Origin of the sequence: Thiocapsa sp. UBA6158 (assembly GCF_002423035.1) — a bacterium.
Classification (GTDB): Bacteria; Pseudomonadota; Gammaproteobacteria; order Chromatiales; family Chromatiaceae; genus Thiocapsa.
On the sequence record NZ_DIUM01000021.1, the window covers coordinates 95,540 to 118,789 of the forward strand.

Annotated in this window: 15 protein-coding genes and 1 pseudogene; 9 read left to right on the forward strand and 7 right to left on the reverse strand. The window is 61.5% G+C overall.

The features are described from left to right. The first annotated feature begins 25 nt into the window (after positions 1-25). Together B4N44_RS03485 and B4N44_RS03490 are read left to right on the forward strand one after the other, a co-directional pair. The gene (locus tag B4N44_RS03485) at positions 26-976 is read left to right on the forward strand and encodes a GNAT family N-acetyltransferase (protein ID WP_296696967.1); all 951 of its coding nucleotides are present in this window, start codon (positions 26-28) and stop codon (positions 974-976) included. A gap of 219 nt (positions 977-1,195) precedes the next feature. Further along, complete coding sequence (locus B4N44_RS03490; RefSeq protein WP_296696969.1) at positions 1,196-3,262, forward strand: glycosyltransferase; 2,067 nt, start codon at positions 1,196-1,198, stop codon at positions 3,260-3,262. Here the strand turns inward: B4N44_RS03490 and B4N44_RS03495 are convergent. The 3 genes from B4N44_RS03495 to B4N44_RS03505 all read right to left on the reverse strand — a co-directional run bounded on the left by B4N44_RS03495 (position 3,247) and on the right by B4N44_RS03505 (position 10,394). Beyond that, positions 3,247-3,894 carry a sulfotransferase gene (locus tag B4N44_RS03495; RefSeq protein WP_296696971.1) on the reverse strand — a complete coding sequence of 216 codons (648 nt, stop codon included), beginning with the start codon at positions 3,892-3,894 and terminating at the stop codon, positions 3,247-3,249. The two genes, B4N44_RS03490 and B4N44_RS03495, sit on opposite strands and share 16 nt — an antisense overlap. Positions 3,895-4,027: 133 nt before the next feature. Then, positions 4,028-4,756 (reverse strand): sulfotransferase family 2 domain-containing protein, encoded by a 729-nt coding sequence (locus B4N44_RS03500; protein WP_296696973.1) that lies wholly within the window; start codon positions 4,754-4,756, stop codon positions 4,028-4,030. A gap of 25 nt (positions 4,757-4,781) precedes the next feature. Continuing rightward, a complete protein-coding gene (locus B4N44_RS03505; protein WP_349681061.1) occupies positions 4,782-10,394 on the reverse strand; it encodes a glycosyltransferase in 5,613 nt (1,870 codons plus the stop codon). A gap of 1,141 nt (positions 10,395-11,535) precedes the next feature. On the opposite strand from B4N44_RS03505, the gene B4N44_RS03510 reads away from it, so the two are divergent. From B4N44_RS03510 to B4N44_RS03535, 7 genes and pseudogenes are all read left to right on the forward strand, one after another. Beyond that, entirely contained in the window at positions 11,536-13,602 is a 2,067-nt protein-coding gene (locus tag B4N44_RS03510; RefSeq protein ID WP_296696977.1) for a glycoside hydrolase family 99-like domain-containing protein, read from the forward strand. A gap of 227 nt (positions 13,603-13,829) precedes the next feature. Further along, entirely contained in the window at positions 13,830-14,954 is a 1,125-nt protein-coding gene (locus tag B4N44_RS03515) for a glycosyltransferase family 4 protein (protein ID WP_296696979.1), read from the forward strand. 247 nt (positions 14,955-15,201) lie between these two features. After that, a complete protein-coding gene (locus B4N44_RS03520) occupies positions 15,202-16,530 on the forward strand; it encodes a glycosyltransferase (protein WP_296696980.1) in 1,329 nt (442 codons plus the stop codon). Between the two features lie 91 nt (positions 16,531-16,621). Next, positions 16,622-16,924, forward strand: a pseudogene (locus B4N44_RS19865) (glycosyltransferase family A protein); the annotation flags it as partial. Positions 16,925-16,969: 45 nt separating this feature from the next. Next, on the forward strand, positions 16,970-17,569 hold the full coding sequence (locus tag B4N44_RS03525; RefSeq protein ID WP_296696983.1) for a hypothetical protein: 600 nt from the start codon (positions 16,970-16,972) through the stop codon (positions 17,567-17,569). A 76-nt stretch (positions 17,570-17,645) separates the two neighbouring features. Then, entirely contained in the window at positions 17,646-18,497 is an 852-nt protein-coding gene (locus tag B4N44_RS03530; protein ID WP_296696985.1) for an ABC transporter permease, read from the forward strand. 11 nt (positions 18,498-18,508) lie between these two features. Next, the gene (locus B4N44_RS03535; protein ID WP_296696987.1) at positions 18,509-19,492 is read left to right on the forward strand and encodes a DUF29 family protein; all 984 of its coding nucleotides are present in this window, start codon (positions 18,509-18,511) and stop codon (positions 19,490-19,492) included. Positions 19,493-19,580: 88 nt separating this feature from the next. Here B4N44_RS03535 and ubiB read toward each other — a convergent pair whose 3' ends face one another. The 4 genes from ubiB to B4N44_RS03555 all read right to left on the reverse strand — a co-directional run bounded on the left by ubiB (position 19,581) and on the right by B4N44_RS03555 (position 23,234). Further along, on the reverse strand, positions 19,581-21,242 hold the full coding sequence (gene ubiB, locus B4N44_RS03540; protein WP_296696988.1) for a ubiquinone biosynthesis regulatory protein kinase UbiB: 1,662 nt from the start codon (positions 21,240-21,242) through the stop codon (positions 19,581-19,583). After that, positions 21,239-21,889 (reverse strand): ubiquinone biosynthesis accessory factor UbiJ, encoded by a 651-nt coding sequence (locus tag B4N44_RS03545; protein WP_296696990.1) that lies wholly within the window; start codon positions 21,887-21,889, stop codon positions 21,239-21,241. Before B4N44_RS03545 ends, ubiB begins: the two co-directional genes overlap by 4 nt. Further along, positions 21,886-22,635, reverse strand: a complete 750-nt coding sequence (gene ubiE / locus B4N44_RS03550; protein WP_296696992.1) for a bifunctional demethylmenaquinone methyltransferase/2-methoxy-6-polyprenyl-1,4-benzoquinol methylase UbiE — start codon at positions 22,633-22,635, stop codon at positions 21,886-21,888. The genes B4N44_RS03545 and ubiE overlap by 4 nt, the downstream gene beginning before the upstream one ends. A 236-nt stretch (positions 22,636-22,871) precedes the next feature. Further along, positions 22,872-23,234: a gamma-butyrobetaine hydroxylase-like domain-containing protein gene (locus B4N44_RS03555; RefSeq protein ID WP_007192439.1), complete on the reverse strand. Its 363-nt coding sequence runs from the start codon at positions 23,232-23,234 to the stop codon at positions 22,872-22,874. Between the last annotated feature and the right edge of the window lie 16 nt (positions 23,235-23,250).

Sequence of the window (23,250 nt, forward strand, 5' to 3'; positions counted from 1 at the left end):
AACGCGGCTACACCGAGGAGTGACGATGCAGGAGGAGGCGCTCGGGATGGACGGGGTCTATGAGGTCCGCGACGTGGGTGAAGACCGCGTCGAGGATCTCTGCCGGTTGTTCAAGACCGTCTTTGAAGCCGAGATCACACCGGCGGCCTGGCGCTGGAAGTACCAGGACGCCGCCTTGCTCGGGCATGTCAATGTGGTGCTGGCCGAGGGCGAGCAGATCCTCGGGCATGCGGGCGCCCTGATCCTGCCCGGCGTGCTGGACGGCGCGCCCGTGCCGATCGCGCAGGTGTGCGACGTCATGCTCTCGCCCGATGCCCGCGGAGGCGCCGGTCCGCGCGGCGCCTACGCGGTTTTTATGAACGGCCTGATCGGCGTCCTTCAGGCGCGCATCCCGGAGGGCATGTTCTACGGGTTTCCGGGCGAGCGGCCGTTTCGCCTCGGCGAACGGCTCGGCTTCTATCGCGGTACCGGGCGGATCCACGACTACATGCGCCCGGCCGCGCCGAAAGGACGCGGGTTCTGGGGAGCCTCCCCGCTCGGCTGGAACGATTCACGTCTCGACGCCCTCTGGTCGCGTCATGGGCGGCGTCCCGGGTGCCGGTTGGTGCGCGACCGCCGGTATCTGTCATGGCGCTATGAGCGTCACCCCGGCCGGAGCTATCAACTCCTGGGGATCCGGCGCGGCCTATCCCTGGCGGGATGGGTCGTTCTGAACCGCCGCGACGACGAGATCCTGATCGTGGATCGGCTGATCGATGAAGCCGCAATCGATCGGGTCCTCGCCGTTGTCGCCGGCTGGGCCGATACGCAAGGCGCTCGGCAGATCGTGTGGTGGCAGGGGGATCTCTCGGATCAGGCGCCGGCGGGCGCAACGGCCCGCGATACAGGCATGATCGGCGTCGTCATGCCGTCCAGCGCGGCGCGCTTCGCGCACGTCTCTCCATCCTGGCAGCCCGGCGATACCGATGTGCGTTGAGCAACAGACGGCGCAAAAACAAGGTGTACGGATGGGTGACCGGCATCAGACGTAGGGGCAAAGCGCGGCGTGCCCAACTGCGTCCACTGATGCCGGCGCGGGTTGGGCACGCTGTGCTTTGCCCAATCGACATGTTCATGTTGTTTTTGAAACGGTGCTAGGGCACAAGCGCACTCACGCCGACCCTTGTCGCGCTCCGATCCCGCCCCGAGCCATGCCATGCAGCTGACCGAGATCCACTACATCCCCTATTCCGTCTCGCCCTTGTTCCCGGGGCCCTGGATCGTCTTCGCACCGCATCCGGACGACGAAACCTACGGGATGGGCGGAACCATCGCCGCCGCTCGCGCCGCCGGGATCCAGGTGCATGTCGTGGTGGTCACAGACGGGGCACTCGGCGGCGAGCCGGGGGATGACCTGATCGAGACCCGCGAGCGGGAGGTGCGCGCGGCTGTCGCGGTGCTCGGCGGTACATCCTTGACCTTCTGGCGCGCCCCGGATCGCGGATTGGTACCCGATGCGAACCGCATCGCAGCCGCAGAGGCCCTCCTGCTGGGACAGGCCGGGGGCACGGTCTTTTTTCCGTCTCCCGTCGAACCCCATCCCGATCATCGCGCCACCTCGGTGCTGGTCTGGGAGGCGTTGCGCCGGTGCGGCTTCCCGGTCATGCCCGTGGCCTACGAGATCTCAGTACAGGGGCCCTGCAATCGGCTGATCGATGTCACGCCCTGGATCGAGGTCAAGCGTTGCGCGATGGCGGAATATCAATCGCAGGAGTCGGAGCGTCCCTACGCGCGTCGGATCCTCGCGCTCAACACCACGCGCTCCTGGTCGTTGCCCGACACGGTGGAGTTTGCCGAGGGCTTCAATGCCTTTCCGCTCGAGGATGCGCCCTTGGATGCGGTCCTGACGCGGCTTCGGCAACGTGATGCCGAGGGTGTCCGGATCGACACCGGCAGTGTGCCGAGCCCGGACGACGAGGACACGGAAATCGAGTCCCCGGAGCTGGAGCTGGCGCGGATCAAGGCGAGCCGCTCCTGGCGCTTGACCGAGCCTTTGCGTGCCCTGGCCCGCCGGCTGCGCGGCGAGACCAGGCCGCGGCCTACGCGCCCGACCGAGGCGGCGTCGCGCCCTATCCTCCTGATTGTGCTCGCGACGAATCATGTGGGCGGGGTGGAAACGCAAAGCCGGATCCGTTTTCAGGGCTTGGCTTCGCACTTTCGTCTCGTCGTACTGACGCACGAGGCTCTGCGGCCGCACTTCGCGGACCTATTGGCCCCAGAGACATCGAATCAGGCCATCGAGCTCGTGACCTTCGAGTCTTTCGGTCTCGTGAATCCATTCGATTACCGACCGGAGAACTTCCTGGCCTATGCGCGGGCGATCGCAATCGCGGCACGCGAGACCGGTGCGTCGCTCCTCTACGGGGTGATGCACAATTCCACGCTCTACATGACGATCGCGTACTGGCGCCACTATCGCACACTGCGCGGCAGACGCTTGATCGGAAGCCTGCACGGTTCGCTGCTCGGTTATTTCAAGCAGCGCGGACACGGCGCGAGCCTCACCGAGCGCGCCCTGATCCGGCTTGCATTGAAGACCTGCGACGTCGTGATCACGCCATCCGTCGGCGTCGGGCGCGAGCTGATCGAGCGATTCGGCGCCCGTCGGGCGCGGATCGCCAGCATCCACAACGGCGCCGACCTGGAACATATCTGCAGCCTCGGCGATCGTCCGCTGGCGTTCGAGAAGACACGGCCTTGGATCCTGACTTGCTGCCGGCTGGCCGATCAAAAGGACTTCAGGACGCTGATCGCCGCCTTCTCCCGAGTCGACATCGAGCCTTTGCCGCTCCTGGTCGTTGTGGGAGAGGGACCGATGCGCGGGCAGATCACGGCCTGGGCGGATGAGTACGGTGTCGGCGGGCGCCTTTACTTGGCGGGCTTTCAGGAAAATCCCTTCAATTGGATCCGGCACGCCGATCTCTTCGTGCTGTCGTCGCATTACGAGGGATTCGGCAACGTGCTCGTCGAGGCGATGGCCCTGGGCGTCCCTGTGGCGGCGAGTGATTGCCCTTGGGGGCCGGGTGAGATCATCGAGCCCGGAGAGAGCGGCGCACTCTTTCCGATCGGCGACGACGCGGCGCTGGCGCAGATTCTGAATCACTGGTTGGCCAAGCCATCCGAACGCGCACGATTGGCCGAGGGAGCCCGGAAACGCGCGTCGGTGTTCTCGGCCGAACGGATGATCGAAAACTACAGGGCGCTGTTTCAGCGCCTGTCTTGATGCTCCCCGGGCATGCCGATCGCTTCAACGCGCCCGCCGTTGGTCTCGGCGGAGATGTCGATCGTCTGGTTGCGCTTTCCCCAGAAACGAGGATCGAGCACGAAATCCGGCTTGACGAATTCGATCAGCTCCTCGATCCGGTCTCGATCGATATCGAAACACATGAAGCGATCGTAATCTCGAAAATGTGCCTTCGCGCGCTGCGTATGGCTCGCCCACTGGTCGCGCCAATACGGCTCCACCGCTTCAGGGGGCAGATTCAGTGCGGTGCAGATGCGCGATGCGAACAGGTAATGATTGAACCGGCTGCGAATCCAGTCGTCTTCGTTTCTGGTCTGTAGAATAAAGTAGGCATTCGGATATTCGGCGTGCAGCGCCTCGAAATACCGATTGCCTTCGATATAGTGCGTGTCGCTCAAGTATGTGAGATCGCTGTAGACGTCGGCATCGTCGAATCCAGCCAAGAGCGCCTTGCCCTCCAGGCTGTTCTTTTCCATGTTCACGGCCAGATTCCATCCGTCGAGATTGTGGTGGTAGCTCTTGTAGCCGCTGCTCGCGAAGAGCTCGTGCAGTGATGTGGTTCCGGTCTTGTTGAAGCCGATGAAGAAGACTTTCGGTTTGGCGTGTTCCATGACGATCTTCGGCAAATCTCGACGTTGGATGCTAAACCGCGCCCGGCGCGGTTCAGCCGTTTCCCCGGCACCGTAGGGTGGACACGCGATAGGCGCAGTCCGCCGGCGCCGGCGCGGGGTGCGGTGGACTTCGCTATCGCTCGTCCAACCTACGGGAAGGCGGTTCGAAGCGTCTCTTTGCAGCTTCGTACAAACGTCTATCCCACCGCGTTGCATGCATCAGCAGCTCGATCGTTTCCTCATCGAGATCCGCTGCCTTCGGGCGTTCGGTATTGCAGTTTTCGCGCCCAACCGCAAACCCCGTGTCCTTTCGACAAACAGTCCGGTGCAATCGGGCGAGCCCTGTGTGGATGGTGTCGACAAACAAGACGTCCGCGAAGTCTTCTTCGAGGTGCTGTAAGGCGATCTCGAGGTGCTCCGGCCCGCAGGTGCCGAAAGGAATGGGATGCAGGCCGCTGATCATCCGTACCATTTCGTTATCACTTTGCAGGAAGAAGCCGCCTGTCAGGAATCCCCGAATATCCAGTCGGTTCTTCACGATCAGATCGTTTGCGGGGCCGGTAACGACATCGCGATAGAAATAGTAGAGCGAGAGGACTCGATCCACGGGTTCACGCATCAGCGTGACGTATTTCGAATGCTGAGGAAGCGCCTCATGCAGGCCATAATGGAAATGACCGTAGCCGAGACGGACCTTCACCTTTTCTTCGTCACTCCATGCCCGGAACTCGCTTTCGAGTATCCCGGGTGATTCGCCGTAGAGCAGAACCAGCTCTTCGGGCTCGAGCCAATCTTGAAGCAGTACACGAACGGATGTACCGGCGGTCTTTGGTATGTGTATAAACAGGAGTGTGTCTGTCACGGATCGAGTCCTCTGCTGGTGTCGATCAAGACGCGGCCTCGGACCGCTGATCCCGTGCCTGTTGTCGAGGGCTGCTTGTCAAATATTCCGCAATACGGCGCCCGACAACGGCGGGAGCGAGTTGGGCGCGCGCGGACATCCACGCCGCCCTGCCGATCGTCTCGTAGAGCTTGCGGTCGGCGCTGATTCGTCTCATTGCCGCCGCCGCTGCCTTCAGATCAGGCTCTGCCCAGACGGCATCCTTGTCGTAGGGTCCCTGGTTCACTCCGATCTTGACCAGTCGATAGGGGATCAGCAGGCTATTGGCGTCGGTCATGAAGTCCGTGTTGCCGGAATAATTCGTGGCGATCACCGGTTTGCCGAGCCACATCGCCTCCGCGGGCGGAAGCCCGAAACCCTCTGCACGATGAAGGGAGACCAGTACATCGCAACTCTGAAAGAGTCCGTTGGTCTCGCGGCGCGTCAGTACGCGATCGACAATCGTGATATTGGGTCGGTCGGCGATGCTCTTCAGGAGCGTTTCACGGGCTTCTTCATCGGCGTTGTTGACCTTCACGACAAGGTGGACATAGCGATCGAGCGGATCGAACGCACTTTTGAACGCATCAATGGCGCCCTGCGGATTCTTGCGCGCGACGATGCTGTGGACATCGAAGAGTGTCAGGTATATGAAGCGATCCTTCGGGAGATCGAAGAATTCGCGCCCCGGGAGATCGTGTGCGTCGACCGATACGGGGTTCGGGACGACTCGAACGGGCTTCTCGGTCAGGCGTTGGATGCCGCCGCGAACGTGCTCGGAAGCGACCCAAATCTCGTCGACCAAGTCGAAGGCGGGCGTCCAGCGTCGAGGAAACTCGGAGAGCTCCCAGGCCCAATAACCGATGGCGTAGCGTTCGTTGGGTAATTGGCTTGCCACGTCGTCCTTGACCGTCGGGAGCCAATCGGCATTGACGATGTAGAGCGATGTCGGGTAGCGGCCTTTGCCGGTTAAGCGGTGTGCGTATCGACGATCGCCGCAGCGCGACGGATTGCCGCGACGATAGTCGATCGCGTCGACGCAGAGTCCCGCCGAATCAAGCGAGGCCAGTATGCCCCGCGCCGCCTCGCCTAATCCCATCTCGGCCGTAACATAAGCAATACAATTGATTCCGTCGGCGGGGCCATCGGCGGTGTGATTTTGATTCGCCTGCTTGTCATCCAAATCGTAGGCGATTCCGCAATCCCCGGAGGTTTTGACGAATTGTCGATGGTGGTAGCGATCTCCATGCTTCAGGGAATCTCCCCAGATGCTCCACATGCGTTTATCGTCATCCGGACTCGGCTTATCTCCGCGGTGCACGCTCTCGTGATGGATCAAGCTGGTGTCGGCGACGACCAGGTTACGCAGACCGAGAGCACCGGCACGCAGGCAGAAATCCACATCGTTGTGCGTGATTGCAAAGGCCTCGTCGAAACCGCCGAGCGTGCCGAAGGCCGAGGTGCTCACCAGAATGCAGGCACCCGTGACCGCCGTGACCTCTCGCGTGACCCGATCGAGACGCTGATAGAGGGATGTCGCCGGCGGGAGCCGATGAAACCAGTGGCGCACCCCTCCGCCGTGGTCGACCAGGAACACGCCGTCATGCTGGATCTCTCCGGACGGATAGTACATGAGTGCGCCGACACAACCGACGCCGGGTCGGCCCGCATGGGAGACAAGCCAACCGAGCCATTCCGGATCCGTGACTTCGATATCGTCGTTCAGAAAGAGCAGATAATCGCCGCGCGCCTCGCGGGCTCCTCGATTGTTGAGGCGTGCCCAGTTGAAGGGCTCGTTGCACTCGATGATTTTCAGACCGCGCTCCCGCAGCCATTGGATACCCTCCGGGAAGGCTCCGCGCCCGTTGTCGAGGATGATCAACTCATAGTCGGGATAGGTGGTGCGGCCGGTGATGCTCTCGATACAGGGAACGAGGTACTTGGGGTTGCCGGTCGTCGGGATGACGATCGAGACCTTCGGTGCTGGCCCGGGCAACGACCACCGAATGCGGCGATGCTTGGTCTCGGGATCCTCGATCACCCTGGCCTCGGGATCCAGGTCCAGGATCCACGAAGCCGCCATCGCGCCGGCTTGAGGTGCTTCCGTTCCCTCGTTGGCGGGTTTTGACCACAGGACACGCGGAACATGTCGAACCTCGGCAGGTGCGCGTGTTGCGGTGAGTGCTTGTCGGTAGCGCCACGCCGGATCGTTGTACAGACGAACCGCTTGCTCGTCGAGCCGCGCTGCGGGGATCAGCAGGCAGCCGGCGATGTAATCGCGCTGGAGCAGAAGGGTCGGTGACCAAGCGGGTTTGAGATTCGGCTCGATATGCAGATAACCCGCGTCGATCAGGTCGTGATCGCAGTAGACCAGATCCGGTGCGTCCCCCAGCGACTCCCGCACGAGGTAATAGATTGCGGTTTGACTGAGTCGTTCGCCTGCATCGAGCATCAGGATGTGATCCGCCGAGTTTCGCAGATCCGCCACGGCGGTATCCGGGCTAAAGACGCTGATGGAGAAGGGCGCAGCGGAGTTGAGCTCCGACCATGCGGGTACCATCCACGCCAGCGCCTCGGCGTTTCCGCTGCCCTGCTGTCCGGGCAGTAGGATGACACGCGCCGGCGGAACGACCTGGGATGCAAGATCGCCGAGAAGCTGCTCCGGAAAGCCAAGTCGGCACGATATGAGTGCCGTGACCCGAGCGGGGCTCTCCCGGTCGGAAAACCTCCTGGCCATAGCGCGAGCGTCGGAAGGGCTCGGCTGTTGTCGGAAATAGGCAAAATGCCAACGCATCCCGCGGTCTTCCACCACCAGATTGATGCGACGATTGAGCGAAGCGCCTGAAACCGATTGGAATGCAATCTCGACGACATGATCGCCGGGCTTGAGCCCCGAGATGTCGAGCGTAATGTTGAACCCGCTTTTCAAGGTATCCGCCAGATCCGGATGTGCAGCCTGAACATCGGCTCGGTCCTGTGTTCGCTTGATGGCCATCCACTCTTGTCCATCGATCAAGACCGATGCCTCGGTGATGCCGCCCCGGCCGATCATCCAGCCATGCAACGGCAGGATCTCGCTCCCGTAGACGGTATCTCCCTTCATGGAGTCCAGCCCGAGACGGACATCGTCGAGTGTGGGGTCCGCCGGACACGGTCTCCGACCTTCGGCTCTTCCGTGCAGGACGAAGTGGATGAGCGGGTTGAGTCCGGATGCGATGAGATCCGAGTTCTGCTCGAGATACCAGGATGTCCTGAAGCGGGGGTGCGGGTCGCGGCCTTCCCGATGACCCTGGGTCAGAAAATGGACGAACGGGTTGATCCCGCTGGCCGCGACATCTGGATTGTGCTCGAGATACCAATCTGAATTGAATAGCGGATGTGGGTCGAGACCCGCTGCGGCGCCGTGGTCGAGATAGTGAAGAATCGGATCCGTTTCCGATGTCTTGACCTCGGGGCATTGTCCCGAGTACCACGAGTAATCGAAGAGCGGATGGGGGTTCAGTCCTTCTCGATAGCCGACCGAGAGCCAGTGCTGCCATGGGTCATACCCGTCGATCAGGATCTCGGGGTAGCTGTGGGTGTACCAAGCCTCGTCGAACAAACCTGAGTTCCGAATCCGTTTGATCCGGGCTTGCTGCACCCGCGCAGCCCTCCCCTTGAAGCGCACTGCGCGCCACACACGCTTGGCGAGCCGAATCAGATCCTGCGCTGCTTCGGGATGACGTCTTCCGATCGCCAGAACTCGATTTGAAACCGGCCAGAGTGGATTTTTATTGATTCCGATGATTCTGGATTCGAACTTCGCTTTGATTGCAAGACAGGACTTATGCTGTCCCTGAATAGCCGCTAGTCTTGTTTCAAGGCGCGCGTTTACGAGTCGTTGATGTTTGGTTGACTCGAGGCGCTGAAGTCGTTCGTCGTTGAAAGCGGCCAGCTCGGCTTGCAACTGCTCGATGGTCTTACCGCGAGCGTTCAAGTCCGATTGTAGATTGCGAATGGCATGATCTCGCTCGGCCAGATGTCCACGGAGACCGCGGTCTTGTTCGGCCAAGTGTTCACGGAATACGCGATCTTGCTCGACCAATTGTCGGCGCAGATCGGCAATCTGGTCGGCGTCGGCCAGATGCTGATTGGCTCGATGGGTGATTGCGATGATTTGGCTGCTGGACCAACGCAGGCGCCACTTCGCGAACAGTGCCGATAAGCCTTCGGCGACCTTTGGATCTTCCGCTCTTACGCCGAAACCGCCGGATGTCGAAATTCGGTAGATTGCAGTGATCCGGTCGAGATGAACGAAATCCGAGAGAGCATTGAGTTGGAGCCAGAAATCCCAATCCTCGTAGACGTCGAGTGTCTCGTCGAATCGCAACGACTCGGCAACGAGCTCTCGTGCGAAGAGGACCGCATGCATGGGTAGATAGTTCTGGGTCAGCAGCCGTGTCGGATCGAATGGCTCATTGAAGACATGAACGGTCTCCCAATCCTCGGACTGGGTTTGTCGTCGGCATGCGACACCCGCATAAGCGACCCGGCTGCTATTGTTTTCTTCCAAGACGCCGACGAGAGAGGCGACATGGTCGGGCAAAAACCAATCGTCGTCGTCCAGAAAGGCGATGTAGCATCCTGTTGCAGCCATCATCCCGACGTTTGCGGCCGCACCTCGGCCGAGGTGGCCTCCGGTCGATGCGATATGTAAGGGGAAACGGCCGCACCGGGGCTCGGACTGCAGGCGACCCCGGCCTTCGACATCGACCAGGATCACCTCGATGTGTCGGTAGGTCTGAGCAGCGATCGAATCGAGTGCCTCGGATAACTCGGGGCGATTCATGCTGCGGATGACGATGGAGACCAGGGGGCCGACGGGTGGTTGTTCGGTCCAGTTCTTCATGCGCTCCAACATTCCGGCAATCGGCCGAAATAGCTCTTTTGCTTTGACGATCGTCATTCCTTCAGCTGCCTCGATTGCTCGGGGATGTCGACGTGCATGTGCGTTGCTCAAGTCGGACGTGTGTTCGCTCGGTGTTCGAACAGTCGGCAGCGAGCCCAAGCAGGCCATGGCCGCCTGCTTGACGTGGAAAACGGAGGTGATATCGATCAGGTGATTCGGCTCTGTTGATGCCGGAGGATCGTAGAAAATCAGCCCGCAGGTTGCAGGGATGCGGCGGATCGCCTCGCGCGCGACCAGGCCGAGCGTCGCGCGAATCTGATCCCGGTCGAGCGGAGATGGAGCGTATAGGAGTGTCGACCCGGTATCTTCCACGAGTCGCATCAGTCGCAAGACCAAGTGTTCGCCGTATTGGATGTCGGACGGCGACTCGTGCCAGAATATCGGCTCCAGACAGCCGAGCATGCCGGCCGCTTCATGACATTCGGATTCGAGTCTTCGGCTGGATGCACGGCTCATCGGCGGCTCAACCGCTGATCGACGGCCATCCGTGATTACGAGCACATGGACTTCATTCCCTGCTTCGGCGTGAAGGCGACAGGCTCCGCCGCAACCGAAGACAGCGTCGCCGGGTTCCGCGGAGAGCACCAAAACCGGGCCTGAGCCGAAGCTGCCGACTGCTGAATCCTGAATCGAGGGAAGAAGCGAAATCGTATTCATATCAATGGGTGGCATTTTATCGAAGAATCCGCAGAGGCGAATGCGGAAGATTGCGTTTGCGGCGGATTTCTGCTCATTATTTTAATCAGGATGGCATCCGCGGTAAGGTCTTAGCGAAAGTCTTCGGAAATGCTGCTGGTTGGATTCCCGCGCCCTAGGCGCGAAGGATGCGTCGAGTGAAGGGGCGGTCGAAGGCAGCAACCGTTGGCGCATCACATCCTTCCGTGCCGATCCGGAGTTCCGTGCGGGGCATTGCTGGTCATGTCGAGTCGGGTCCGGTCACCAATGCGCATCGGGCGGGTACGCATGAGGTCCGGAGTTCCCGCGTGATCGTATGTCTATTCCGATGAGGGAGGATATCCGGCGCGTGCCTTGAAATGCGGCGGGCGGGTTCTGCTGTGCTGCTCGGCGAGAGCCCAGATCCACCGACTCGGGTGCCGCGATAATACTTGAGAATGGATCCGGGGTGCTAATCGCCAAGGGCGACGCGAGGTCGAGTCCGAATCCTTGTCCGTGGCCGCAAGCGTGGAAGGCGCTCCGCCGAGCAACGGCTCTCCAAGCCGTGCGGCAAGCCCGTCCTCGGTCCGACATCGGCCCACACCGCCGATTCCATTGTTTCGTGACTCGGAAGGGCCTGGTGTTGTAACATCCGGTCTCTTGCCGACAGACATCGGAATCGCCTCCGCGTGCAAAGTCGCCGCAGAGTTCGTTTGACCGAGGCATGAGGTCGGTATAGTCGTGCTCAAGTGCCGACACGGCACCCCTGCCAGCTTGTCTCGACCATGCCGATAAGTTGATGCAACATGATGGCACGGCCTCCGACCGCTCACGTCGCTTCAATCATTCCTACGGATCCGGGACATCCCTCGCCACTGAGTCCGCGCTCAACTTTAGTCGGAAACATGTGGTTTGGGGAAGGAGCGGCGCCACTCGGAAGGTCCGCGGCGACTCGGATCCCGATCAACTCCGACCCTGAGTCGTCACCGGTTTTTCTCATTTCGTCGACATGAAAACCCCTCGTCCGCTTCTCGCGAGCCTATTTGCCCACCCAAGAGCGATCGTAGGTCGCGGCCTGCGTGCCGTCTATCACCGACTACCGCTGACGTCGGGCGGGCGGGCATATCTCAAATCGATCTCTTACCGGATCTTGTCCCCCTTGATCAAGAACACCGCCAGCTATCGGCACTGGCAGGGGGAGCAAGAGGTCCAGGCCGACCTTGGAGACGGCGTCGGCGTCGACCGGAAAGAGCCGATCGCTACGATTTCTCCGCCGCCGCTGTTCTCCGTGCCCGAGTCGGGCATCCCGGGGGCGGCTGCCGGTCTGGTGATGCCGGTCGCCGAGGATCCGGAGGTCAGCATCCTGATTCCGGTTCACAATCAGGCCGGCTTCACGTTTTGCTGCCTACAATCGATCGCCGCTGTGTCGCCGCGCGCCTCGTTCGAGATCATCGTGATCGACGACGCATCGACCGACGAGACACCCGAGCTGCTGCGGGCCGTGAGCGGAATCCGTTACCTGCGCAACGACCCCAACCTGGGATTTCTGTTGAGCTGCAACCGGGGTGCTGCCCTGGCGCGCGGTCGATATCTGCTGTTGCTGAACAACGATACGCAGGTTCAGGCGGGATGGCTCGATGCGCTTCTCGAGGTATTCAAGGAAGAGCCGGACACGGGTATCGTCGGCTCCAAGCTGATTTACCCGAGCGGCCATCTTCAGGAGGCGGGCGCTGCGCTCAAGCGCGACGGGCGTGTCGAGCTGATCGGATTGAATCAGGATCCGGAGGAGCCGATCTTCAACCGGCGTCGACGAGTCGATCACTGTTCGGGTGCCAGTATCCTGATCGAGAAATCGCTGTTCGAGCGTCTCGGGGGGTTCGACGAGGCCTATGCGCCGGCCTACTACGAGGATTGTGATCTTTCGCTGCGTGTGCGCTCCCTCGGCTACGATGTGATCTACGAGCCGAAATCGGTCGTCGTACACCATTTGAGTGTCTCGACGAATGCCCGGCCGGCCGAGAAGATGACGCGAATCGCCGCAAACAGCGCGATCTTCCTCGACCGCTGGCAGGCCACGCTCGACGAGCTCGATGCCGTCCGGCTTATTGCATTTTTTCTACCTCAGTTTCACCCGATCCCGGAGAACGATCGTTGGTGGGGCAAGGGCTTTACCGAGTGGACCAACGTCACCCGGGCAAGGCCCAACTTTCCAGGGCACCAACAGCCTCACCTTCCCGCCGATCTCGGCTTCTACGATCTGAGGCTCGCGGAGACGCGTCAGGCCCAAGCGGATCTGGCGCGCGACTACGGTATTCACGGATTCTGTTACTACTATTATTGGTTCGGCGGCAAACGTTTGTTGAACCGACCGCTCGACGAGGTCCTTGCATCCGGTCAGCCGGATTTTCCGTTCTGCATCTGCTGGGCGAACGAGAGCTGGAGCCGGCGATGGGACGGGCGTGAGGCGGATATCTTGATGGCGCAGCACCATTCGGAGGCGGATGATTTGGCGTTCATTCGCCATCTGCAGCCGATGCTGCGGGATCGCCGGTACATCCGGATCCACGGGCGTCCACTGATCCTCGTGTACAGGATCGGGCTGTTTCCCGACGCCGCACGCACCGCCGAGGTTTGGCGCGAGTATTGTGCGACATCAGGGATCGGCGACATTTTTATTGCGTGCGTTCAGAGTTTTGGCTTAACAGCCGATCCGCGGGATTTCGGGTTCGATGCGGTTGTCGAGTTTCCGCCGCATGACCTCTCTGTCCCTCTCGACCCGCAGCCGCCGATGGATAATCCGGATTTCACCGGTCGCGTCTACGATTATCGGGCCACGGCCGAGTGCTTCATGCACAGGCCGCTGCCCGAGCATCGGTTTTTTCGCACGGCGATGCCGAGTTGGGACAATACCGCACGACGGCAGGACGCCGGTACGATCTTTTCCGGCTCCACCCCGCGGCTCTACCAGCAATGGCTGTCCACGCTGATCCAGCAGACGAGGGAATTGAATCCGCCGGGAGAGCGGTTTGTCTTCATCAACGCGTGGAACGAATGGGCGGAAGGAAACCACCTGGAGCCGGATCTGCGTTACGGACATGACTATCTGGAAGCGACGCGTGCGGCGCTCGGAGGGCTAATGCCGCTCCGATCTGCGGGAGTGCTTGAAAACGCCGTGCCGTCCGTCGCGACACGATCGACCCCTTCGGGCCGAGTCGGAGCATGTTGATCCGCGTGCGCGACATGCTTGTACACGCCGACGGAGTGATTCCGGCGATCAAGCGGATCGTGACGGCTGGTCGGATACGAGTGGGCGCGCGGCTCCGCGATGCGCTCCGTCGCCATCGGAGCCGACGATCCGTCGGTGATCCGCTCTCGCCGTTGGCTCCGAGCCCCGAGCGAACGAAATCCGGCGCGCGTCGCCTTGTCTCGCGATCCACGGCGGATCCGGGCGCTTTGTTGATCGGCCATCCCTATGCGGTACTCGGGCGCGCCGAGGATATCCGAACGGCGGCATCCGCCTTTGATGAAGCTGCTATTCCGTTTGCACTGCGCAATCTCTATGGTGAGTACGGCCGGGAGTTGGCCGGAATGCACAAGGAATTCGACCTGATGCACCGCGAGGATTCGGCCGCCTCGCGCTATCGTGCAAATCTTCTCGTCCTGAATGCAGACGAGATGGAGATGGCGTGGGAGCATCAGCGTACGACGCTTGAGGGCGGCGCGTACAACATCGGATATTGGGCGTGGGAGCTGAGTCAACTTCCGGATGCATGGCTGCCGGCACTGACCGGACTGGACGAGATTTGGGCGCCCTCGCGTTTTATCCAGCAGGCGATTGCCGACAAGGCGGACTGCCCGGTCATCTGGATGCCGCTCGCGGTCGAGCATCGACAGACCGAGACGGCGGGTCGAGACGTCCTCGGACTTCCTGATGATCGATTCCTCTTTCTTTTCTTCTTTGATTTTCGCTCCTTCGTCAGTAGAAAGAACCCTATGGCTGTCGTTCGGGCGTTCGAGCAGGCTTTTCCCCGCTCGGATGAATCGGTCGGTCTTGTCATCAAGACAAACGGCATGTCGGAGTGCTCGGATGCATACGAGGCATTCAAGAGCGGAGACGTCATGAACGATCCACGCATCCTTTGGATCGATCGGGTGATGGACGACCGCGAGATCAGATCGCTGGTGAGCGGATGCGATTGTTTCGTCTCGCTGCATCGATCGGAAGGTTTCGGGCGGGGTCTCGCCGAGGCCATGTTGATGAGTAAACCGGTGATCGCAACCGGATACTCGGGCAATCTCGATTTCACGAATGAAGAGAACTGCTGTCTGGTCGATTACGTGCTGGTTCCGGTCGAGGAGGGCGAGTATCCATTCGGAGCGGGGCAGCTCTGGGCCGACGCCGATGTCGACATGGCTGCGGGTTTTATGCGTGCCTTGGTCGAGGATCCCGCGTTGGCTCGGGAGAAAGGTGAAGCCGGAGCACGATACATCCGTCGACACCACAGTTTCGCTGCGGTCGGTGCGCGCTACCGTCGACGGCTCGAACAACTCGGCTTGGTCGATCGGTTGAATGGATGATGCTCGGGTCCGCACGATCGGGGATGCCGATGTGGCAGATCATGGCTGCCCGCGCTTCAAGCATGGCTATTTCCGATAAAACGAGCGGACGTCCCGGGGCGGTTGTCAAGGGCGGGCTGGGCTTGCTTACAAATGCGGCCACGTCGCTGGTCGCAGCCGCAGGGTGGGCAGGTGCAGCGCAGTCCACCAGAGCCGGCGCGGGGTTCGATGGACTTCGCTATCGCTTGTCTACCCTTCGGCCTGGATTATGAAGAACGCCGGCGGGCTGATGGAACGGGCAAATGCCGCCGTTCGTCGGGTGCGCGATATCTACCATCTGTTGCCGCTCGGAGCGACCCGGCGGGCCCGTATCAAAGCGCTCGTCAACGTCTTTTGGCTGCCGTTGTCGAAGCTGTTCGGTTCCGGAGACCCTCCATGGTCGCAGCTGGTGCCTGAATGGCGTGCGGATTGGTCTTCCCTATTTCCGCCGGTCGAAACAGCAGGGCGCCGTATTCTGGTCATTGACTGGAAGGCGCCGACGCCGGATCGCGATTCGGGCTCGTTTCGGATGCGGATGATCTTGGATTTGATGTCCGAACGGGGCTGGATCATCGATTTCATCGGCGATCGTCCCGCCGAGGCGCTTTCCTACGAGACCTCGCTCGAGGAGGTAGGAATTCGGGTGATCGTCGGCCAAGGGGAGGCGTTGAGGTATCTGACTCGCCATGGCGCAGCCTATCAAACGGTTTGGATTTCGCGCCCCGAGACCGCTGAGCGCTATTTGCCGATGGTGCGCTCCCTGGCGGTCCAGGCGCGGGTGATCTACGACACGGTCGACCTCCACTGGATTCGGTTGCGGCGAGGTATTCCATTCAGCGATCAGCCCGAGACGGTCCGCGAAGACGCAGAACGGTATCGTGCAATCGAGTTGTGCAACGCGAGATGCTCGGACCTGACGATCGCTATCAGCGAGGATGAAAAACAAGCGATCCTGAACGAGGTGCCGGGTCTTGCTGTTGCCGTTCTGCCCAACATCCATCCGGTTTTCGCTGATGTCGAAGCGGTCGGGGCACGATCCGATCTTTTCTTTATCGGCAGCTTTCATCATCCTCCGAACGTCGATGCCGTGTTCTATTTCGTGCGGGAGGTTTTTCCTCTGATCCTCGAGCGTATCCCCGATGTGCGTTTTCATATTGCGGGCAGCGATATGCCGTATGCGGTGCGTGCGCTCAAGTCGAGAAACGTCGATCCCCTCGGATACGTTCGAGACGTGACACCCTGGTTCCAGCGAGCGCGAGTCTTCGTTGCGCCGTTGAGGCACGGCGCAGGAATGAAGGGGAAGGTCGGTCAAAGCCTCGCCTTTGGCTTGCCGGTCGTCACCACGAGCGTCGGCGCGGAGGGTATGGGGTTGGTTCATGAGGTGGACGCGCTCATCGCGGAGGACGCCGGGGACTTTGCCGAAGCGGTTATTCGTCTCTACTCGGACGACAAGCTCTGGCAGCAGATCTCTCGCGGCGGGCAAGCGTTGATGAATCGACACTTCTCGAAGGAGGCCGTCGGACGCGCCTTGACGTCTTTGCTGTGCGCAAGCGGTTAAAGAGAGGGCATTGGACGTGACAGGGCATGAAGCGAGTCAATCGGCACCTCTGATCAGTGCGATCGTTCGTGCATCGGGCTGCGTGGAGGCCGTGCGTCCGTCTTTGGAGTCGCTCCGTGCACAGAGCCTCGATGCCGATCGATTCGAGGTCTTGGTCGTCGATGACGGTTGCTCGGATCGAGCGTGGGCAGGAATCGAGGCGACCTCTGCCGTATTGCACTTCGGATGCGTGCGTCGGAAGACCGACGAGCGTCCTGGCTGGCGAAATCGAGGGCTGTCGTTGGCGCGGTCGCCGATTGTGTTGTTTATCGCGGACGACGAGGTCCTGGACCCGGCGTGTTTGGAGGAGCACCATCTCGCCCATGCGGAGCACCCGCAGCCGCAGGCTGCCGTCCTCGGTTATACTGGCCTAAGCGACGAGGCGGAACGCTCGCCGCTCATGCGCTATCTTGCGGAGGCTGACCGGCGGCACCTTTGCTGCGACGAGGCACTCGAGTCTTACGCCATCGGTTGGCCCGGGTTTTGTCTCCGGCTGCCATCCTTTAAACGGCTCTACCTTCGTGATCACGAGGGACTCAAACCTGATTTTCCGCTCGGTACCGAGCCGCGTGAGCTTGTTGATCGACTGAGCCGAGCGGGCCTGCACATCGTGCGTCGCACGGGTGCAAAAAGCGTCGTGATCCGGTCGCGTGGTCTCGACGAGGTCTGCGCCGATTGCTATTCGCTGGGAGAGGTCGATCGGCTGTTGGCTCGGCACTATCCGCCGGAGCCCGGCACTCCGGGGTGTTTTGATCTCGATGAGGTCGTAGCGGAATGGATGGCGATCGAGCCGATATTCCCGAAGGTAGTGAAATCAGCTCGCGAGCTTGACCGATTTGCTCGGGAGCGATGTCGAGCCGAACTCCTTGTGGATGATCTGGCGATGCGTCTCCTTCATCGTGCCTATGCTGCCGCTTTACGTGCAAACCGTATTCGGGGCTTGCTCGACGCGATGTCCGAGCCGGAACTTGGTTTGATTCCTGCGATCTCGCCGAGTTAATGAAAGCTACGCATGTCGCTCTGGACGCGGTTTAAGTCAAACGAGCGTTGAGCCTTCCGGTTTCTGGAAACAATCCATGATATCTAGCACCACCAAAGCCCAGTCGCCTCTTATTCAACAGCTTCGCCGTGGACTCGAGCCCGAGCAGTTCAAGAATGCGTGGCTCGATATCGTGGCGGGCTGGCATCGTCGCGAGCTCTGGGCAACACTCGGACTTCACGATGTTCGTCAGCGCTACCGGCGCTCGACGCTGGGGCCTTTCTGGATCACCATCTCCATGGGCGTCATGGTGTTTGCTTTGGGGCTTCTATACGGTCAGATCTTCGGCCAGGATCTGCATGAGTATCTGCCCTTCCTAGCCGCAGGTTTTGTGATCTGGGGCCTCGTCTCCGCGATGATCCTAGGCGGCTGCACGACCTTTATCTCGGCGGAGGGCATGATTCGACAGCTCAATGCGCCGGTTTCCATCTATGCCTACCGTGAAGTGTGGTCGGCCGTCATCGCGTTTGCTCACAATATCTGGATCTTCGTGGCCGTGGCCTGGTGGTATGACGCGAGTTTGAGCTGGAACATGCTCTGGGTTGTCCCTGCAGTCCTGATTCTTTTGATCAACGGGTTCTGGATGGCGCTCTTTTTCGGTCTCTTGAGTGCGCGCTTCCGCGATGTTCCTCTTATCGTCGGTAGTGTGGTTCAGGTGCTTTTCTTCCTGACGCCGGTGATTTGGCGACCGGAGATGTTGCCGGACCGAGCCTTGTTCCTGCAGCTCAATCCCTTTTACCACATGGTCGAGATTCTGCGTGCTCCGATGCTGGGTCACGTGCCTGCATTCGAGAATTGGGCGGCAGTCGTTCTCATTGCAGTTTTCGGCTGGGTCATTACGCTCTTTTTCTATTCCGCCTACCGTTGGCGGATTGCCTACTGGGTCTGAGGATAGGGACGATGGCATCGATCACTCTGGAGAAGGTCTCTGTCTCCTTCCCGGTTTACAGCTCGGCGACGCGATCGATCAAGAATCGCTTGATCCAGAGCGCGACGGGCGGACAGATTCGCTCGGAGTCCGGCTCGGATCGGATTTCGGTTGTGCAGGCGCTCCAGGATATCAACCTGAAGCTCGAGAGCGGGGATCGCATCGGGTTGGTCGGTCACAACGGCGCCGGCAAAACGACGCTCCTGCGCGTTCTCGGCGGCATCTACGAGCCGAACGAAGGACGCGTATCCATCAAGGGTTCGACTGTACCCTTGTTCGATATCAGTCTCGGGATGGATCCCGAGAGTACCGGCTATGAGAATATCCTGCTCCGCGGACTCTATCTGGGGCTGAGCCGATCCCAAATGCGGGCACGGTTGGACGAGATTGCCGACTTTACGGAGCTGGGAGACTTCCTCAACCTCCCGATTCGAACCTACTCGGCCGGGATGCGGATGCGTCTGGCGTTCGCGGTGTCGACCTCGGTCGCCCCGGATATCTTGTTGATCGACGAAGGTATCGGGGCCGGCGATGCGGCCTTCTTGGAAAAGGCAAGCCAGCGTTTGAAGCTGTTTACCGAGCAGGTCTCGATCATCGTGCTCTCGTCTCATTCGGAGGCATTGATCTCAAAGATGTGCACCAAGGCGGTGCTGATGGAGCACGGCCGTGTGATCGGTGCAGGAACGACCGAGGATGTGCTGGAGCAGTACAAGGAATCGCGCGACGGCTCGCCGAAGGCTGCTCCGCTGGAGGTCTCGATCTCGCCTGCGTCCGTGCCGCAGCAGGCCGTTGTGCCGTCGCCGTGCGACCCGGGCTCAGGCGCCTCCGCAAAGGATCGAGCCGACTGGGCCGACCGAACTGCGCATCTTCTCCGCGAGGGTCGCTGGCAGGATGTGGATCTGGATCGTCTCGTGACCGAGGTGGAGTCGCTCGCGCATACGCAGTCGCAAAACTGATTGCTTAGACCGCCCCAGCTCCGAGAGTTGTCGGAGCTGGGGCGGCGAAGTCAATCCAACAAGCGACGAAGCCTGCGCCAGGCGTGTTTTAAGCCTGACGCGCCGCAGAGAAAAACAGCAGCGCGCCGAGCATGTAGCAGCCTGCGACGAGTGCAACTCCGGTCGTGGGCGGCAGCCACGGACCCGGGCCGAGCAGCAGCACGAGTGTGCCGCAGACGATCACGGTGGCGCCCCCGAGTGCGCGGACCGACTGGGATGTCGAATTGGCCGTGTCGTGGCTGCCGTTGCGGCCGTGGTCTCGGAGTGATCCGGCCTCGGCAGCCCGTAGACGCTTGTCGTAGGTGCTGAGGATCCGGTAGGCCATTAAGGGGATCTCGGGTGTCTGGTCGGCGACCGAGATGAAGTTCTTTTTGGTCCGGTCGAGCAGACCCACGACGCCGATCTGATCCTTCATCCAGCGTTCCATGTAAGGCTTGGCGGTCGTCCAGAGATCCAGCTCGGGGTAGAGCTGTCGGCCGAGGCCCTCGATGTTCAGGAGTGTCTTCTCGAGCAGCACCAACTGCGGCTGGATCTCCATGTCGAAGCGTCGGGCGGTCTGAAACAGGCGCACCAGGAAGTGTCCGAAGGAGATCTCGGCCAGAGGCTTCTCGAAGATGGGCTCGCTGACGGTGCGGATGGCGGACTCGAATTCATCCACGCGTGTCCCGGACGGGACCCAGCCGGATTCCACGTGCAGCTCGGCGACGCGCCGATAGTCGCGCTCGAAGAAGGCGAGCAGGTTCTCGGCGAGATAGCGTTGATCCTCGGTCGTGAGTGTGCCGACGATCCCGAAGTCGATCGAGATATAGCGCCCGGACGGCTCGACGAAGATGTTGCCCGGGTGCATGTCCGCGTGGAAGAAGTTGTCTCGGAAGACCTGGGTGAAGAAGATCTCGACCCCGCGCTCCCCGAGCTGCTTCATGCTCACGCCTTGGGCCTTGAGCCGCGCGACATCGCTGACCGGGGTCCCGTAGATGCGCTCCATGACCATGACGCCGGGGCGGGTCCAGTCCCAGTAGACCTCCGGGATGTAGAGCATCTCGCTGTGGATCCAGTTGCGACGCAGCAGGGAGGCGTTGGCGGCCTCGCGTTGCAGATCCAGCTCGTCGTAGATGGTCTTTTCGTACTCGCGGACCACATCGACCGGGCGCAGCCGACGCCCGTCTTTCCAGTAGCGCTCGGCGAGATGGGCGACGGTGTACATCAGCCCGAGATCACCGCGGATGGTCCGCTCGATGCCTGGGCGCAGCACCTTGACCACGACCTCGGTGCCGTTCTTCAAGCGTCCGGTGTGGACCTGCGCGATGGAGGCGGAGGCGAGCGGGATGGGGTTGAACTCATCGAGGACATCGTCGACCGAGCAGCCCCAGGCCTTCTCGATGATGGCGCGGGCCTCCGCGCCGTCGAAGGGCGGCACCCGATCCTGGAGCTTGGCCAGCTCGACGGCCAGGTCGTCCGGGAGCAGATCGCGTCGGGTCGAGAGGATCTGACCGAATTTGACGAAGATCGGACCCAAATCCTCCAGCGCGAGCCGCACGCGCACGGGGTAGGAGGTCGGCAGGTCGCGCCGAAACCAGTGCCAGGGCGAGATGTACATGACCCAGCGCAGCGGCCGAAAGAGATGGGTCGCGAGGATGACCTCGTCGAGTCCGTGGCGCAGAAGGATCCAGTTGATGCGGAAGAGCCGCAGGGCCTCGCGGGGTCCGATCATGACGGGGTGCCGGACCCCGCATGCGGTCGAGCGAGGCGCTCGAGGCGTTCGATACGCGCCTCGGCGCGCTCGACATCGTCGCGCAGGATGTCGACCTGCGCGAGGAATGCCTCGACCTCGTAGCGGGTCGGGGTCAGGCGGGCCTCTTCCTGAAGGTATTCCTGAAGATCCTCGGTCAGGGACTCGGATGTCTTGCGTGCCCACTGCGCCGCTGCACGCGCTTGGTTGCCGACCTGGTGGGCGAAGGGGTCGCCGATCACGCGGGCGAGCTGCTCCTCCCAATCCACGTCGAGGCCGGCGATGGCACGGTTGAAGGCTTGGGCCAGGGACGTATCGCCGAGGATCTCGACCTCGCCCTGGATGATCTGCGTCTCTTTGCGCTCGGCCATGCCCATGCGGGCGAGCGCGAGCGGGGTGCCGCGGATCAGGCAATCGGGCTCGGCGTCGTAACCGCCGAAGAGCTGGAGGCGCTGCTCACTCGGGATGATGGTCACGCGCGTGCCGAACCCTTTGAGCTCGATGCCGATGATCCGTCCTTCCAGTGCAGCGAATGCGGCCGAGCCCTCGGGGTCCAGCGCGATGAAGCGGTTCAGGGCCTGCTCGACGACGGCCAGCACCGCGTCCGGGATCTGGATGCCTTCGGTCACAGTTTGTAACCTCGGTGGATGGCGACGATACCGCCGCTGTGGTTGAAGTAGTCGCAGCGCTCGAACCCGGCCGCCTCCATCATCGCGCGCAGCGTCTCTTGGTCCGGGTGCATGCGGATGGATTCGGCGAGATAGCGATAGCTCTCGGGGTCGTTCACGACCAGGCGCCCGAGCGTGGGCAGGACCGAGAAGGAGTAGAGGTCGTAGGCCTTGCTCAAGGGGCGGCTGACCGGGTGCGAGAACTCCAGGATCAGCGCCCGTCCGCCCGGACGCAGCACACGCTGCATCTCCAGGAGTGCGGCCTGCTTGTCGGTGACGTTGCGAAGACCGAAACCGATGGTGACGCAGTCGAAATAATCCGAGGGGAACGGCAGCTTTTCGGCATTGATCAGGGCGTAATGCAGGTTGCCGACGCGTCCGCGGTCGAGCATGCGCTCGCGCCCTTCGGTCAGCATGGAGGCATTGATGTCGGACATGACCACCAGCCCCTGCGCGCCGACGATTCCGGAGAAGCGCTCGGCGAGATCGCCCGTCCCGGAGGCGAGATCCAGCACCCGCTGACCACGGCGCACCCCCGAGAGCTCGATGGTGTGACGCTTCCAGAGCCGATGGATGCCCAAGGACATGAGGTCGTTCATGAGGTCGTATCGGGAGGCGACCGAATCGAACACGGCGCGAACGCGCGATGCCTTCTCCTCGACCGGAACCTGCTGATAACCGAAATGTGTCGTCTTGTCGTCGGACATGCTGTGTCTCTGCTGAACCGCGCGTGATTGGATCTGCACCGCTTCGGGGTTTGCTTGGCCTTGACGCGAACAAGGGCCGTCGGCGGCGCGGTTCAGATCGATGATGTTTTCAAAGGCCGAGGCCTTGATGCGCCGATGGCCGTGTGATCCGGGTCGGTCGACGCGAGCTTCAGGCGTGCGTCGTGCCGAGCGGCCGACAGTTTACAACATCGGGTCCACGACAGCGGCGTCGGGGATCAGGACGCGCGGACCTTTCGCTTCTGTCCGGCCTTTTCGAGCTCGTCGAGATATTCCTTCCACAGGCGTTCCTGCTCGACCCCGAGGCGGTACAGGTGCTCCCAGGAGTAGATTCCCGTGTTGTGCTCGTCGTCGAAGTGCAGACAGATGGCGTAGTTGCCGACGGGCTCGATCTTGTCGATCCCGACGTCCTCCTTGCCGAGCTGCAGGACGCGCTGCCCGGGGCCGTGGCCCTGGACCTCGGCGGAGGGGGAGTAGACGCGCAGGTACTCGCACGGCAGGTTGAAGTGCGAGCCGTCGTCGAAGGTGATCTCGAGGATCCGCGATTGTTGATGCAGGTTGAGCTCGGTCGGTGTGGGCATGCTGTTCTCCTTGGCC

Coding starts and splice junctions, on each gene's coding strand:
- B4N44_RS03485 (WP_296696967.1), top strand. CDS start 26: ATGCAGGAGGAGGCGCTCGGGATGGACGGGGTCTATGAGGTCCGCGAC.
- B4N44_RS03490 (WP_296696969.1), top strand. CDS start 1,196: ATGCAGCTGACCGAGATCCACTACATCCCCTATTCCGTCTCGCCCTTG.
- B4N44_RS03495 (WP_296696971.1), bottom strand. CDS start 3,894: ATGGAACACGCCAAACCGAAAGTCTTCTTCATCGGCTTCAACAAGACC.
- B4N44_RS03505 (WP_349681061.1), bottom strand. CDS start 10,394: ATGCCACCCATTGATATGAATACGATTTCGCTTCTTCCCTCGATTCAG.
- B4N44_RS03520 (WP_296696980.1), top strand. CDS start 15,202: ATGAAGAACGCCGGCGGGCTGATGGAACGGGCAAATGCCGCCGTTCGT.
- B4N44_RS03525 (WP_296696983.1), top strand. CDS start 16,970: ATGCGCTATCTTGCGGAGGCTGACCGGCGGCACCTTTGCTGCGACGAG.
- B4N44_RS03530 (WP_296696985.1), top strand. CDS start 17,646: ATGATATCTAGCACCACCAAAGCCCAGTCGCCTCTTATTCAACAGCTT.
- B4N44_RS03535 (WP_296696987.1), top strand. CDS start 18,509: ATGGCATCGATCACTCTGGAGAAGGTCTCTGTCTCCTTCCCGGTTTAC.
- ubiB (WP_296696988.1), bottom strand. CDS start 21,242: ATGATCGGACCCCGCGAGGCCCTGCGGCTCTTCCGCATCAACTGGATC.
- ubiE (WP_296696992.1), bottom strand. CDS start 22,635: ATGTCCGACGACAAGACGACACATTTCGGTTATCAGCAGGTTCCGGTC.
- B4N44_RS03555 (WP_007192439.1), bottom strand. CDS start 23,234: ATGCCCACACCGACCGAGCTCAACCTGCATCAACAATCGCGGATCCTC.